The organism is Accumulibacter sp., assembly GCF_023806565.1.
Classification (GTDB): Bacteria; Pseudomonadota; Gammaproteobacteria; order Burkholderiales; family Rhodocyclaceae; genus Accumulibacter.
The window spans coordinates 14,821-28,795 of sequence record NZ_JAMTDV010000055.1 but is presented as its reverse complement, the minus strand read 5'-3'; the positions used below and the strand labels follow the sequence as shown (position 1 = coordinate 28,795).

Sequence of the window (13,975 nt, the reverse complement as noted above, 5' to 3'; positions counted from 1 at the left end):
CGGGACGGCCGACATTCTTGCTAAACGAGACCAATTCCAGTAAGTTGAGCGGCGACGATGGGGGTGCTGCGCGGCTGCAGGCGTGGCTGAGAGAGACCCTTCGAACCTGTACGGGTCATGCCGTCGTAGGAAAATGGAGCGCGCGCCGTGTCGCGCAGTCGGTTGCTCCTTCGTCGCCTCGCCTACCCTTGCATGCTCCGGATTTCAGCGCTTTGCCGTGCCCACTCGCAAGGAAACATCATGAACGCTAACGACAAATTCATCGCCGCCGACGCTCGTGTAGACGACGCGGCGATCAAACCCTTGCCCAGTTCGCGCAAGATCTACGTGATCGGAAGCCGGCCGGATGTTCGCGTCCCGATGCGCGAGATCACACAGGCCGATACTGCCACTGCACTCGGCGCCGAAAGGAATCCGCCGATTTACGTGTACGACTGCTCGGGACCGTATTCGGATCCACAGGTGACGATCGATATTCGTGCTGGCCTGCCGGCACTGCGCGCCGCCTGGATCGCCGCGAGGGGAGACAGCGAGCCACTGCCGACACTGAGCTCCGACTTTGGTCGCCAGCGCGCGGGTGATGCGACGCTCGATGAATTGCGTTTTCCGGGTCTGCATCGCCGGCCCAGGCGCGCCAGAGCGGGCGCCAATGTGAGCCAGATGCACTATGCGCGGCGCGGGATGATCACGCCGGAAATGGAATTTGTCGCCATCCGCGAAAACAACAACCGCCGTGCGTACATAGAGCAGTTGCAGGCTGCGGGGCCACAGGGCAAGCGGCTTGCAGAAATTCTCTGTCGCCAGCACCGTGGGAACAGCTACGGCGCCGCTATCCCGGACGAGATCAGCCCCGAGTTCGTCCGATCGGAAGTCGCGCGCGGTCGTGCGATCATTCCTTGCAACATCAATCATCCGGAAAGCGAACCGATGATCATAGGTCGTAATTTCCTGACCAAGATCAACGCCAATATTGGCAATTCGGCTCTCGGCTCGAGCATCCAGGAAGAAGTCGAAAAGATGACCTGGGCCATTCGTTGGGGTGGCGACACGGTGATGGATCTGTCGACCGGCAGGAACATTCATGAAACACGCGAGTGGATCATTCGCAATAGCCCGGTACCCATCGGCACGGTGCCCATCTATCAGGCGCTGGAGAAGGTTGACGGCAAGGCCGAAGAACTGAGCTGGGAAATTTTCCGCGATACCCTCGTCGAGCAGGCCGAGCAGGGTGTCGATTACTTCACCATTCACGCCGGGGTGTTGCTGCGTTACGTGCCGTTGACCGCCGGCCGCTTGACCGGGATTGTTTCTCGGGGTGGCTCGATCATGGCCAAGTGGTGTCTCGCGCACCATCAGGAAAGCTTCCTGTACAAGCATTTCGAGGAAATCTGCGAAATCATGAAGGCCTATGACGTGGCTTTCAGTCTTGGCGACGGCCTGCGTCCCGGGTCGATATACGATGCCAACGACGAAGCCCAACTGGGTGAGTTGAAGACTCTCGGCGAGCTGACCGACATCGCCTGGAAGCATGAGGTGCAGGTGATGATCGAAGGCCCGGGGCACGTGCCGATGCAGATGATCAAGGAGAACATGGACCTGCAACTGGCGTACTGCAAAGAAGCTCCGTTTTACACTCTTGGCCCCTTGACCACCGACATCGCTCCCGGTTATGACCATATTACCAGCGGGATCGGGGCGGCGATGATCGGCTGGTTCGGTACGGCGATGCTTTGCTACGTGACGCCCAAGGAACATCTCGGGCTGCCGGACAAGGACGATGTAAAAACCGGCATCATCACCTACAAACTGGCTGCACACGCGGCGGACCTGGCCAAGGGTCATCCTGGCGCGCAAATTCGGGACAATGCCTTGTCCAAGGCGCGCTTCGAGTTTCGCTGGGAGGATCAGTTCAACCTTGGCCTCGATCCGGACAAGGCACGCGAATTCCACGACGAAACGCTACCGAAGGATTCGGCCAAAGTGGCGCATTTTTGTTCGATGTGTGGTCCGCACTTCTGCTCGATGAAGATCACTCAGGAAGTACGCGACTTCGCCCTCAAAGAAGGTCTGGGCGAGAGCGAAGCGCTCGCCCGAGGAATGGAAGGCAAGGCGATCGAGTTCGTGAAGACGGGGGCCGAGGTATACCGAAAACTCTGAGCGTGTGGCGCGGAATTGCCGCGAATGCGGTGACCTGCTCCTGGTGACGGGAGCGTTTCAGAAGTCGTGAGCCGCTTCCCAGAGCACGAAACCGTCTTCCTTGCGTGTCCAGTCGAGCAATTCGATCAGCGGATAGGCGCGCTGGGCGATGCCGACTCGGGAACCGCCTTCCGCTTCGTCGATGCCGTCTTCGGGCTCGCTATTCGCCGGGGGGGGACGATGCGCGTCGGCGACGGCGCCACGCAGTCTGGCGATGGCATCGGGTAACTGCTCGGAAGTGATCACGCCGCGTGCGTTGCAGTCCTTGCCGAGGATCTCGAGCATTTGCCTGGCGACCTGGGCGAACATCATGATCTGGCCGGACGTGCTCGAAGTGAACTTCACCAGCATCTGGGTCTCCGCGAAATTGACGTTTGTCCATTGTTGCAGGTCGGCCCTGCGACCACAATAGCCGGAGAGCTGGTCTTCAACTGGGGAGGCGTTCGCTGATCACGCTGGAAAGATTGCTCCGGTCGCAAGGATTTGGCAGCCGTGCCGAATGCCGCGCGCTGGTTGCCGCCGGTCGTGTGGGCATTGCAGGGGCGATTTGTGGCGATGCGGATGCGCAACTCGATTCGGATGGGTTGCGGTTTTCGGTAGATGATGTCGAGTGGGAATATCGTCGACAGGCTTATCTGGCCCTCAACAAGCCTGCAGGGTACGAGTGCTCGCATCGGCCAAGCCATCATCCGAGCGTCTATTCGCTGTTGCCGCGGGTGTTGGTGACGCGCGGTGTACAGGCGGTCGGCCGCCTCGATCAGGATACGACCGGCCTGCTGCTGCTGACGGATGATGGCCAATTCATTCACCGCTATACCTCGCCACGCAAGCTCGTTCCCAAAGTGTACGAGGTGGCGACACGACACTCGGTCGATGATCGGCAGCTCGCGGCACTGTTGAGTGGAGTGGAGTTGCATGATGAAGCTAAGCCGGTAGTGGCTGCCAACTGCGTCCGGCGCGAAGAGCGGCTGCTGCATGTGACCGTGACGGCTGGCAGCTATCATCTGGTCAAGCGAATGGTCGCGGCCGCGGGCAATCGCGTTGAGCGACTGCACCGCATCGCGATCGGGGGCCTTGCCTTGCCACCGACGCTGAATCCAGGGGAGTGGACCTGGCTGGAAACAGCGCAGCTCGAATCGCTGGCGCGAAGCGAGTGATGCGAGGAGGGGTTCCGCTGTTCGGCTGGTGAGAGGAAATCGATCATGATGACGCTGACGGAGTTGCGCTATATCGTGGCGCTCGCGCGCGAAAGGCATTTCGGACACGCCGCGGACAAGTGTCACGTCAGCCAGCCGACGCTTTCGGTTGCCTTGAAGAAGGTCGAGCAACGCCATGGCGTGATTCTCTTTGAACGATCGTCAGCGGAGGTGCGGCTGACCGGCGTCGGCGAGCAGATTGCGCTGCAGGCCGAGCGAGTGCTCGACGAAGCCGCCAAACTGCGGGAGATCGTCGAGCAGGGCAAGGACCCTTTGCTGGGGCCTCTGCGCCTGGGCGTGATCTATACGATTGCACCGTATCTGCTGCCTCGCCTGATTCCTGCCCTGCATTCACGCGCCCCGCACATGCCACTCTATCTGCACGAAAATTTCACGGTTAACCTTGCGGCCCAGTTGCGGCGGGGTGAACTCGATGCGATCGTCGTCGCGTTGCCCTTCGCGGAACCAGGTGTCGTCTCACAAGTGGTGTACGAGGAGCCGTTTTGCGTCGTGATGCCGAGCGAACATCCGCTGGCGGGGACCGAGGTGATCGATCCTGGCCAGGTGGCAGCGGAGAATCTGCTCCTTCTGGGCAACGGAAACTGTTTTCGCGATCAGGTCGTGCAATCCTGTCCGCAGCTCGCCGAACCCGGAGGTACTGCCGGAACGCTCGAAGGAAGCTCGTTGGAGACGATTCGCTACATGGTGGCGAGTGGTGCGGGAATATCCGTGGTTCCTGCGTCCGCCGCGGCTTCCTGGCCACAGGATGATTCACTTCTGCGCTTCCGCCGTTTCGGTGAGCCGGTCCCGGTACGCAGGGTGGTCATCGCCTGGCGGGTGACTTTCCCGCGACCACAGGCGATTGATGTCTTGCGGGCGGCAATCCTCGACGCACCCCCGCCCGGAGTTGTCGCAGGCGGGTAGCAGCGGGTTGTTCCACGTGAAACGGCTGGCGTTTCGCCAATCCTCCTCACGCCTGGCCTAGACGACTGCCTTCTTGCGACGCACCGGCGCAGCAGCTTCCGCTGCCGGGCCTGCTGCTGCATCCCCGCTGCGTCGGGGTATTGCGGTCCCTTTCGGCTCGCGCTTCTCAAACTCGAAAGCAACCTTGCCGTCGGCTGCGCGCACCAGAAAGGCGGAAAACTTTCGCCGCGTGCGCGCCGATACGAAATTCTTCAGGAGGTCGGTACGACCGGTACTAAGGAGTTTGCGCATTTGCTCCGGTTCGATGGCCTGTTGCAGAATTACCGTTCCCGAGCGGAAGTCACAGCTCCTGACCGGTCCCACCGACTTCTCGCAAACGTACGCCATCCCATGCGCGAAGACGCGTGCCGCGCACTTCGGACAGGAACCGAGCACCTCACTCTGCGAAAAATCGACTTCCTCGGCCGCTCCGTCGCTGCCGGTGCTGCTTTGTCCAAAGTCGAACTCCGGAGCATCTGCCGCGTTGAGCTGGATGATTGCGCTGAAGGGGCGCCCTTGCTTGTTGCGGAAGCCGCTCAAAGGGCCCACTTTGCGTTGCGCGAGTAGCTCTTCGATTTCGCTCGCTTCGAACTGGCGCCCGGCAACGATTTTCCACAACGAAAATTCGCAACCCTGGCACTGAAATTTCTTGTAGGTTTCCTTGATCCGTCCACCACACTTCGGGCAGGGTGTCGATAGCTCGCCAAAGTCACCAGGGATGCTGTCGCTGTCGTAACTCTTCGCGCGGTCGACGATGTGTTGCGTCATCGCCGCGATCTCTTTCATGAATTCCTCGCGCGACATTTCTCCTCGCTCCAGGCGTGCGAGTTTCCATTCCCATTCACCCGTAAGTTCGGGTGCGGTGAGTTCTGGAATTCCCAATCCGTTGAGCAAGGTCATCAGCGAGAAAGCCTTGGCCGTCGGCAGCAGTTCGCGTCCTTCGCGCAGCAGGTACTGCTCGCCGAGGAGATTTTCGATGATCTGGGCACGTGTTGCGGGGGTGCCAAGGCCCCGTCCCGCCATCGCCGCACGCAATTCCTCATCGTCCATCGCCTTTCCCGCACTCTCCATGGCGGTCAGCAGGCTGGCTTCCGAGTAACGAGCAGGGGGCTTGGTCTGATGCGCACTGAGCACCACTCTCTCGGTCCGCACTTTCTCCCCGGGAGCCACGGCGACCAGATTTGCTTCATCTCCCTGCTGCGCATCGCGGCCATAGACGGCTAGCCATCCGGGGTTGACCAGCACCTTGCCCTCGGTCTTGAAGGGCTCTCCATCGACGCGGGTGATGCGGGTGGTGACCAGGAACTCTGCGGCGGGATGGAAGATGGCGAGGAAACGCTTGACGACCATGTCGTACAGCTTGGATTCAGGCTCGGAAAGGTGTTTGGGCGCCTGCAGCGTCGGAATGATCGCGAAGTGATCGGAAACCTTGCTGTCGTTGAATACCCGCCGGTTTGGTACAAGCCAGTTACTCTCCAGAATACGCGTCGCGAACGGTGCGTAACGAGCCAGCAAGGCTTCGTCGTGTCCTTTGCCGACGCCTTCGCCAGTCAACATGGCGAGGGTGGTACGAACCGTCGCCAGATAGTCCTCGGGCAGCGCGCGCGAGTCGGTACGCGGATAAGTGAGCAGCTTGTGTTTCTCGTAGAGCGCCTGTGCCAGGCCGAGCGTTGCCTTGGCCGAAAAGCCGAAGCGAGCATTGGCTTCCCGCTGCAGACTGGTGAGGTCGTAGAGCAGGGGAGACAGTTGGCTGGATGCCTTCGATTCCTCGCTGACTTCCCCGGGCTTCCCCTGGCATTTCTGCTGCAGCATCCGACCGCGCGCTTCCTCCCACAGGCGGTCGGCCCGCGCATGCTCGTCCTCCTCCTTTCCCTTGAATTTCTCGTCGAACCACTTGCCGCGATATTCGCCGGCGCGGCAATGGAATATGCCTTCCAGCTCCCAGTACGCACGGGCCTTGAAGCTGCGTATCCGGTCTTCGCGCTCGACGATCAGCGCCAGCGTTGGCGTCTGCACACGGCCGACCGTGGTCAGGTGGAAGCCGCCGGTCTTCGAGTTGAACGCAGTCATCGCACGTGTGCCGTTGATGCCGACCAGCCAGTCGGACTCCGAGCGGCAGACCGCAGCGTCACTGAGTCCTCGCATGTCGCTGCCACTGCGCAAGCGGGTAAAGCCTTCCTTGATCGCTTGCGGAGTCATCGACTGGAGCCACAGGCGCTGCACAGGCTTGCGGTTGGCCGCATGTTGGGTAATGTAGTGAAAAATCAGTTCGCCCTCGCGACCGGCGTCGCAGGCGTTCACCAGACCGTCGACGTCCTTGCGCTTGATCAGACGGACGAGGAGCTTGAGGCGAGATTCGGTCTTGGCAATCGGTTGCAAGGAGAAGTGTGGAGGAATCACCGGCAGGTTGGCAAACGACCATTTGCCGCGCTTCACTTCGTATTCCTCGGGACAGGCGAGTTCCAGGAGGTGACCGATCGCCGAGGAGAGGACGTAGTCGTCACTCTCATAGTAGTCGTCGTGACGAACGAATCCACCGAGGGCGCGTGCCAGGTCGGCAGCGACGGACGGCTTTTCGGTAATGATCAGTTTCTTGCTCATGCGATCTTCGGCAGACGGGGAAAGTGGCGGAAATCGATCGGCGAACCACCGCTCGAGTAAGTGCTGCAGCTCATGATAAGAGCTCTATGCTGCGCTTGGCAAGCAAGCCGGCGCGACATCGAGGGTTCAGAAATGTGGCTACGACAAGCGCGAGTCGTCGCCGCGGAAAGCTTTGCGGACTCGTGAGAGCAAGGAAACTCTTCCTGGCGACGCGAGCAATCGCTTTCGCGAGTGTGCGAGAGTCAGCGACGGGCGACGAGCGGCACCCTCGCCTCGGGTCGAGTCGGTCAGATGGGCGGAATGCGTTGATAGCGGCCGCCCGGCAGGCTCGCGACGAGACCGGCCAACTCCAGTTGCAGCAGTGTCGCCGAGACGACGTCAGCGGTCAGGCCGCTGCGACTGGCGATCTCGTCGATGGCACAGGGGTCGTAACCGATGCTCGGGAGGAGAGCATGACTTTCGGGGGTACCGTTCGCGTCCGCTGCAGGTGCCGAGGGGCGTGTCGCCCAGCTCAGTTCCTCGAGAACGTCTTCGACGGTTTCGACCAGTTTGGCACCTTGCTTGATCAAGCGATGGCAGCCGCGCGACTGCGGTGAATGTATCGAGCCGGGGATGGCAAAAACTTCGCGTCCCTGTTCGGCAGAGAAGCGTGCGGTAATCAGCGAACCGCTCTCGATCGTTGCCTCCACGACCAGCGTACCGCGGGAAAAGCCGGCGATCAACCGGTTCCGGCGCGGAAAGTTGGCGGCGGCGGGCGGCGTTCCGAGCGGAAACTCGGAAACGATTGCGCCTTTGTCAGCGATTTCAAACGCGAGTTGTCGATTCGCTGCCGGATAGATGCGGTCGATGCCGGTGCCCACGAAGGCGACAGTGCTCCCCTCAGACACCAGTGCACCGCGATGCGCCGCTGCGTCGATGCCCAGAGCGAGTCCGCTGGCGATCGTCATGCCGGCCTTGCTGAGGGCGGCGGCGAACTGTTCGGAGTTGTGAACTCCCTGCGGCGTCGGATTACGGCTGCCGACGATCGCCAGGGCTTTGCCGTTGAGCGCAGCCAGGTGACCGCGCACGTAAATCAGCAACGGCGGATCCGGAGTCTGCAGCAAGTCCTGCGGATACTCGGCGTCGGCCAGACATAGCAGCCAGTGATGCGGCATTTCGGACCACGCCAGTGCGTTTTTGACGGCATTGCGATTATCGGTGTCCAGCAGGCGATCGGCAGTCTGGTCGCCGACGACGCTGCCCAGCGCGTTGCGATCGGCGGAGAAGATTGCAGAGGGGAGTCCGAAAGCGGTCAACAGCTTGCGCTGCGTACTGCCGCCCACTCCCGGGATCAGCGTCAGTCGCAGCCAGTCCGCCAGCGACTCGGCCGGCTCCATCGTCTACGGCGTACGGACGAAGTCGTTGATGTCAACCGTGCCCGTCGCTTGTACGACCAAGCCATACGAAAGACGCTCGAACGTGCGAAAGACGAACAGCAGACCAATTCTTTCAGGCGGAATCGTCAGCATCACCTTGGCATCGCTTTCGTTGCGCTCGCTTACGACGCGATTACGTTCCAAAGCGAGAACATGGCCGATTTCGATGCCATCCCGAACGCCACGGTTGATGGTGACGATCGACCCGCGTCCGGCTGCGTCGACACCACCGTAAACCGAGATCACACGGCCATCGACCGGGAAGTCCGGTTTGTGCGGCACATACGCGATCAGCGGAGGACGCGTCGCCGGCAGCAGGCGATCGCCGCGACCGATTTCCTGCTTCATGGTGACGACCAGGAAGGTTGCCGGGTTGCCCGCCTCGAGCTGGCGTGCGGTGCCGAGATAAAAGGCTTCGTAACCGAGGACTTCGTTGCTTTCGGGATCGCGCAGGGGTCTGCCGTTCCGATAGAGCTGCCAATCCAGTTTGGACGGGTCGGCGTCGGCGACGTACGCAATGTCACCGTTGCCGAGATAGACCCGATCCTGCTGAGTGGCGACGATGCGCGCCGCACTGTCGAGGCTGCCCGCCTCGACGATCAGCGGTTCAGATAGAAATGGTCGAATGACGTTCGGGGGAATCGCGGGAATCGCCTCGTCGATCGTAACAGCATAGATTTCGGGGCGCAGCCGGACGCGTTCCAAACGCAGCCTCGGCTTGCCATAGGAATCCCGTTCGAGCACGATCACGTCGCCGGGGAAGATGCGGTTCGGGTTCCTGATCTCGTCACGGTTCATTCGCCAAACCTCGGGCCAGCGCCAGGGTTCCTTGAGAAACTTTGCGGAGATTCCCCAAAGCGTGTCACCCGGCAGCACGACATGACGGGTCGGCGCACCTTCGGCCAACTCCAGCTCTTGCCCGGCGACGCAGACGGCACTGGCCAAGACGAGAAGGAACGCGGACAGAAACCGAATCATCGTGTTATCCTCATACGAGCGGTCGCACACGCGGGGGTGGGGAACTCCCGTTCGAGATTTCTGTCCCATGTCCCCGGTTGAGCGGGTCTCCTGCCACGGTCGTCGCGCACCGCATCAACGACGTCGGCATGGCCAGGAAAACGCCTCGGATCTTGCACGTAGTTACCACTTCGATCAAGCCTTATATGTCTCTATTACCCATCCTCCGTTTTCCCGATCCGCGTCTGAGGAAGGTTGCCGTCGCCGTGGAGGAGATAGACGACAACATCCGCCGCCTCGCTCGGGACATGGCCGAAACGATGTACGAGGCGCCGGGAATCGGCCTCGCGGCTACTCAGGTGGATGTACATAAGCGGGTCGTCGTCATCGACCCTTCGGAAGCCAGGGATCAACTGCTCACGCTGATCAATCCGGAGATCATCGAAAGCGATGGGGCACAGATCAGAGAGGAGGGATGCTTGTCGGTGCCCGGCGTTTATGACCGGGTCGAACGCGCGGAGCGCGTTCTCGTCCGTTATGTCGATCTGGAGAGCAGGGTGCAGACCATCGAGGCGACGGGCCTGCTCGCAGTCTGTCTGCAACACGAAATCGACCACTTGCAGGGGCGTGTTTTCGTCGAGCACCTGTCGCAGTTGAAACAGGTGCGCATCAGGAACAAACTCGCCAAACAGGCGCGCATCACCGCATGAGGCTGGCTTTTGCCGGGACACCGGAATTCGCCGCGCATGCCCTGCGGGCGATCGTGGCTGCCGGCCACGAGGTGGTACTGGTGCTGACGCAGCCGGATCGCGCGTCCGGGCGAGGCATGGCGTTGCGGCCTTCGCCGGTCAAGCAGATAGCCGGCGAGATGGCGATCGAGGTTCTGCAACCGGTGACCTTGCGCGATGTCGGTGTACAGGAGCGCTTGCGACTCGCCGGCGCCGAGGCTATCGTCGTTGCCGCGTACGGCCTGATCCTGCCGCAGGCGGTGCTTGATCTGCCGCGCTTTGGCTGCATCAACATCCACGCGTCGCTGCTGCCCCGCTGGCGCGGCGCGGCACCCATCCAGAGGGCAATTCTCGCCGGCGACACGCAGACGGGAATCTGCATCATGCAGATGGATGTCGGGCTCGACAGTGGTCCCGTGCTGCTTTCGGCGAAGCAACCCATTGCCGACAACGACACCGCTTCGTCGCTGCACGACCGACTTGCAGTGCAGGGCGCCGGTCTGATCGTCGACGTGCTGGCACGCTTGCCGATGGTGGCGCAGCCACAGGCGGAGAGCGGAATCACCTACGCGCCAAAGATCGGCAAGGCGGAGGCGGCTCTCGATTGGCGCTTGCCGGCGGTGCACCTGGAGCGGCAGGTACGGGCTTTTGATCCGTTTCCTGGAGCTTCCTGCGTTGTCGATGGCGGTCCGCTGAAGGTCTGGCGTGCCGAAGTGGTTGCCGGCAATGGTTCGCCTGGGAGCGTTCTAGCGGTTGGCAAGAACGGCGTAGTTGTCGCCTGCGGTAGCGAAGCGCTGCGTCTTGCCGAATTGCAGAAAGCCGGCGGTCGACGCCTCCCGGCGGCACAATTCCTGGCGGGCAACGCGATTCGCGTGGGCACTCGCTGCGCATCGATAGCGGCTTGAAATGCTGCACCGCTGCCCCATGTAGCGGAGCGTGGGGGGCTATGTTTGCAAAGGAAAGGAAAATGCTCGGCAACTGGCTGAAAACTTCGATGCTGATGGCGGCGATCCTGGCACTGTTTGGCGCAGTGGGTGCGCTCGTCGGCGGGAAGTCGGGAATGTTGTTGGCACTGCTCTTCGGTGGTGCGATGAATGTCTTCGCCTACTGGTTTTCCGACAGCATGGTGCTGAAAATGTACAGCGCGCGCGAGGTCGACGAGGGCTCGGCACCGCAGTTCTACGCGATGATTCGGGAGCTCGTGCAGCGCGCCGGACTTCCCATGCCGAAGGTGTACCTGATCGACGAAGCGCAGCCGAATGCCTTTGCTACCGGTCGTAATCCGGAGCACGCAGCAGTCGCGGCAACGACGGGGATATTGCAGCTTCTGCCGGCGCGCGAGATCCGCGGAGTAATGGCGCACGAACTGGCGCACGTACGGCATCGTGACATCCTGATTTCGACCATTTCGGCGACGATGGCCGGCGCCATCTCGGCGCTTGCGAACTTTGCGGTGTTTTTTGGGGGCCGCGATTCGGAGGGACGCCCCAGCAATCCGCTGGCGGGAGTGATGGTGGCGTTGCTGGCTCCGCTCGCCGCGTCGCTGATTCAGATGGCAATCTCGCGGGCGCGCGAATTCGAAGCGGACCGGGGTGGCGCCGAAATTTGCGGCGATCCGAACGCGCTTGCGGACGCCTTGACGAGGATCGACGCCTACGCTCGCGGCGTTCCAATGGCGCCCGCGGAGGCGCACCCGGAGACAGCGCAAATGATGATCATCAATCCACTTTCCGGCAGTGGCATCGCCGGTCTGTTCAGCACCCATCCGCCCACCGAGGAGCGCGTTGCGCGCCTGCGCTCGCTGGCTCGCGCTTAGGAAAACGGGGAAGCGCGTGTTCCACGTGGAACACGCGTCGAGTTCGTGTCGCGAACCTCAATGGTCGCGGCAGAGCTCCTGCAGTAGCTTGGCCAGTCGATAGCCGGCTTCAGCGACACGACGGTTGGCGATCGCCAGCGTAATTTCGTAGTAGTCGAAATCGATCGTCGGCGTCTCGTCCATCCCTGGCGGGTAGCCATGTTGACCGGCAAGCTGCCAGCTTTCATCGAGCCACTGCGGAGGTGTCCCCGTTGGAACCGGTGGCGGGTAGCGGGCCATCAGCGCCTTCGCCGCGTTTTCCAGCCGACTGCCGCGCAACCATGGCGGTCCTGGGAGGTCGTCCCAGTAGCGATGCAGACTCAGGGAGGCGTAGCGCGATGGAAAAGGGCTGTTCACGAGCAATCGGTTGCCACCACCGTCGCCCTGACCATCCGCTCCGTAACGGCTGCCCACGTGCAGGGGTTGATGTGCGTCACCAACCAGATGGATCAACCAGGGCAGGGCATAAGCCCGCTCTCCTGAATTCGCGTCACGGTCGGCAATCGTCGCCGCCAATTTTTCCAGCTCCTGATCGAGTCTTCCAGGTGACGGATGCCGATTCTCGACCAGGGTCAGCGGGCGATCGACGTAATGCCAGGCAAGGCGTCTTTCCATGTCGGGAAAGCCTGCCACCGTTGGTGTGGGCTCGTCGACGCCGGCGGTGTAGAAGCGCTGGTCGTGGCGAATGTCGTCCGGCCAAGTGGACGCTTCGACAAATGCAGTCAGGTCGGGATCCGAGCCATTGCCATGCGCCTGCCAGCGCTCGAAGTCCGGATGTTGGCGCAAGACGAGGGCGACGCCATTCCTTGTGGCAAAATCCATGCATTGCCAGGCAATTATCGCGCTGATCCGATGCCCGGCGGCGTTCCAGGCGATCGCCGAAGGCGGCAGGATCGACAGAAATGCCAGCCAGAAAGCTCGTCTGCAACTCGCCCAGCTCATCGCCTAGCGATCCAGTGCAATGTCGTCCAGCGAAGTGGGGTCTTCGATCGGTTCGAGGTGGGTGAATACCGATGCGTGTGGCAGCGCGTCACGTATCTCGCGTTCGAGGTCTTCCGCCATTCGATGGCTCTCCGCGATCGTCCACGCACCGGGTACAAGTACGTGCAGCGAAATGAAGCGGCGTGCCCCGGCTTCGCGTGTGCGCAAGGCGTGGTAGTCGATGCCCAAGGCACGATAGCGATCGAGAACGGCGATCACCTTCGCATACTGATCGGCGGGCAGGCTGCTGTCCATCAGGCCGGCGGTCGAGCGCCGCAGCAACTGCCAGGCGACCCAGACGATGTTGGTGGCAACCAGCAGCGCCAATACCGGGTCCAGCCACAACCAACCGGTGACGGCGACTCCGCCGACGCCAAGAATTACCCCCAGCGACGTCCAGACATCCGTCAGGAGATGGTGGGCATCCGCTTCCAGCGTAATCGACCGGTGTCGACGCCCGGCGAACAGGAGAATGCGGGCGACGACGAGATTGATCAGCGAGGCGGCTACCGACACGAGCAGGCCGTATCCGATCTGTTCGAGTTCCTTCGGGAAGACCAGTCGCTCGATCGCGGCGACGGCGATGGCGACGGCCGCCAGCAGGATCAGCAGTCCTTCGAAACCGCTCGAGAAATACTCGGCCTTGCCGTGTCCGAAAGTGTGCCCTGCGTCAGCCGGACGTTCCGCTATCGTCAGCATCGCCAGGGCCATCGCCGCGCCGGCGAGATTGACGACCGATTCCAGTGCGTCCGATAGCAGGCCGACCGAGCCCGTGATCAACCACGCGATCCCCTTCAGCGCGATCGTCGCCAGGGCGGTGGCGATCGAAAGCCAGGCGTAGGATTTTGGCGAGTCCAGACTCATCGTTCCATTATCCTTCGCTGGCGACGAACCCGCCAGCCTCGGGCATCGTGCTAAACTCGTCGGACCGTCCATTGCAACGAACCCAGACTTTGGCTTTTTCGCCCCACTCCCCGCCTGTGCGTGTCCCCCGTCCACGCAAGGCTGCGCCCGCTGCGCAGGAATCGCCGGAAACCATCCACTCAACAGAAATCGCGTCTGGACTGCCGCCGGATTCACTGG

At 61.8% G+C, this 13,975-nt stretch carries 12 protein-coding genes and 1 riboswitch; of the genes, 6 read left to right on the top strand and 6 right to left on the bottom strand.

The features are described 5' to 3' along the window. Positions 1–49: 49 nt before the first annotated feature. Positions 50–149, top strand: a riboswitch (TPP riboswitch). 91 nt (positions 150–240) lie between these two features. Continuing rightward, on the top strand, positions 241–2,157 hold the full coding sequence (thiC, locus tag NFV80_RS06440; protein ID WP_295327192.1) for a phosphomethylpyrimidine synthase ThiC: 1,917 nt from the start codon (positions 241–243) through the stop codon (positions 2,155–2,157). A gap of 57 nt (positions 2,158–2,214) precedes the next feature. On the opposite strand, the gene NFV80_RS06435 is transcribed toward thiC, so the two are convergent. After that, positions 2,215–2,547 carry a DUF1840 domain-containing protein gene (locus NFV80_RS06435; RefSeq protein WP_295327190.1) on the bottom strand — a complete coding sequence of 111 codons (333 nt, stop codon included), beginning with the start codon at positions 2,545–2,547 and terminating at the stop codon, positions 2,215–2,217. Between the two features lie 98 nt (positions 2,548–2,645). On the opposite strand from NFV80_RS06435, the gene NFV80_RS06430 reads away from it, so the two are divergent. Both NFV80_RS06430 and NFV80_RS06425 read left to right on the top strand, forming a co-directional pair. Then, complete coding sequence (locus NFV80_RS06430; RefSeq protein ID WP_295327198.1) at positions 2,646–3,353, top strand: pseudouridine synthase; 708 nt, start codon at positions 2,646–2,648, stop codon at positions 3,351–3,353. A gap of 48 nt (positions 3,354–3,401) precedes the next feature. Continuing rightward, complete coding sequence (locus tag NFV80_RS06425; protein WP_295327196.1) at positions 3,402–4,316, top strand: hydrogen peroxide-inducible genes activator; 915 nt, start codon at positions 3,402–3,404, stop codon at positions 4,314–4,316. Positions 4,317–4,373: 57 nt separating this feature from the next. On the opposite strand, the gene NFV80_RS06420 is transcribed toward NFV80_RS06425, so the two are convergent. The 3 genes from NFV80_RS06420 to NFV80_RS06410 form a co-directional block, all read right to left on the bottom strand. Continuing rightward, a complete protein-coding gene (locus tag NFV80_RS06420; RefSeq protein ID WP_296758164.1) occupies positions 4,374–6,956 on the bottom strand; it encodes a DNA topoisomerase III in 2,583 nt (860 codons plus the stop codon). Between the two features lie 287 nt (positions 6,957–7,243). Beyond that, positions 7,244–8,332 carry a DNA-processing protein DprA gene (gene dprA / locus NFV80_RS06415; RefSeq protein WP_295327186.1) on the bottom strand — a complete coding sequence of 363 codons (1,089 nt, stop codon included), beginning with the start codon at positions 8,330–8,332 and terminating at the stop codon, positions 7,244–7,246. Between the two features lie 3 nt (positions 8,333–8,335). Further along, complete coding sequence (locus NFV80_RS06410) at positions 8,336–9,349, bottom strand: LysM domain-containing protein (RefSeq protein ID WP_295327184.1); 1,014 nt, start codon at positions 9,347–9,349, stop codon at positions 8,336–8,338. Between the two features lie 185 nt (positions 9,350–9,534). On the opposite strand from NFV80_RS06410, the gene def reads away from it, so the two are divergent. The 3 genes from def (at position 9,535) to htpX (ending at position 11,872) form a co-directional block, all read left to right on the top strand. Beyond that, positions 9,535–10,038 carry a peptide deformylase gene (gene def / locus NFV80_RS06405; RefSeq protein ID WP_295327194.1) on the top strand — a complete coding sequence of 168 codons (504 nt, stop codon included), beginning with the start codon at positions 9,535–9,537 and terminating at the stop codon, positions 10,036–10,038. Beyond that, on the top strand, positions 10,035–10,961 hold the full coding sequence (gene fmt / locus NFV80_RS06400) for a methionyl-tRNA formyltransferase (protein ID WP_295327182.1): 927 nt from the start codon (positions 10,035–10,037) through the stop codon (positions 10,959–10,961). The genes def and fmt overlap by 4 nt, the downstream gene beginning before the upstream one ends. Before the next feature lie 62 nt (positions 10,962–11,023). After that, the gene (gene htpX / locus NFV80_RS06395) at positions 11,024–11,872 is read left to right on the top strand and encodes a zinc metalloprotease HtpX (RefSeq protein WP_295327180.1); all 849 of its coding nucleotides are present in this window, start codon (positions 11,024–11,026) and stop codon (positions 11,870–11,872) included. Between the two features lie 57 nt (positions 11,873–11,929). Here the strand turns inward: htpX and NFV80_RS06390 are convergent, their stop codons facing one another. Together NFV80_RS06390 and NFV80_RS06385 are read right to left on the bottom strand one after the other, a co-directional pair. Beyond that, positions 11,930–12,853, bottom strand: coding sequence for a S1/P1 nuclease (locus NFV80_RS06390; protein WP_295327178.1), 924 nt, complete (start codon positions 12,851–12,853; stop codon positions 11,930–11,932). A 3-nt stretch (positions 12,854–12,856) separates the two neighbouring features. Next, a complete protein-coding gene (locus tag NFV80_RS06385) occupies positions 12,857–13,756 on the bottom strand; it encodes a cation diffusion facilitator family transporter (RefSeq protein WP_295327176.1) in 900 nt (299 codons plus the stop codon). Between the last annotated feature and the right edge of the window lie 219 nt (positions 13,757–13,975).

What these genes read in the sequence shown, in the direction of transcription:
- thiC (WP_295327192.1), top strand. Translation starts at nt 241, where the DNA reads ATGAACGCTAACGACAAATTCATCGCCGCCGACGCTCGTGTAGACGAC.
- htpX (WP_295327180.1), top strand. Translation starts at nt 11,024, where the DNA reads ATGCTCGGCAACTGGCTGAAAACTTCGATGCTGATGGCGGCGATCCTG.
- NFV80_RS06420 (WP_296758164.1), bottom strand. Translation starts at nt 6,956, where the DNA reads ATGAGCAAGAAACTGATCATTACCGAAAAGCCGTCCGTCGCTGCCGAC.
- def (WP_295327194.1), top strand. Translation starts at nt 9,535, where the DNA reads ATGTCTCTATTACCCATCCTCCGTTTTCCCGATCCGCGTCTGAGGAAG.
- dprA (WP_295327186.1), bottom strand. Translation starts at nt 8,332, where the DNA reads ATGGAGCCGGCCGAGTCGCTGGCGGACTGGCTGCGACTGACGCTGATC.
- NFV80_RS06390 (WP_295327178.1), bottom strand. Translation starts at nt 12,853, where the DNA reads ATGAGCTGGGCGAGTTGCAGACGAGCTTTCTGGCTGGCATTTCTGTCG.
- NFV80_RS06385 (WP_295327176.1), bottom strand. Translation starts at nt 13,756, where the DNA reads ATGAGTCTGGACTCGCCAAAATCCTACGCCTGGCTTTCGATCGCCACC.
- NFV80_RS06425 (WP_295327196.1), top strand. Translation starts at nt 3,402, where the DNA reads ATGACGCTGACGGAGTTGCGCTATATCGTGGCGCTCGCGCGCGAAAGG.
- NFV80_RS06435 (WP_295327190.1), bottom strand. Translation starts at nt 2,547, where the DNA reads ATGCTGGTGAAGTTCACTTCGAGCACGTCCGGCCAGATCATGATGTTC.
- fmt (WP_295327182.1), top strand. Translation starts at nt 10,035, where the DNA reads ATGAGGCTGGCTTTTGCCGGGACACCGGAATTCGCCGCGCATGCCCTG.
- NFV80_RS06410 (WP_295327184.1), bottom strand. Translation starts at nt 9,349, where the DNA reads ATGATTCGGTTTCTGTCCGCGTTCCTTCTCGTCTTGGCCAGTGCCGTC.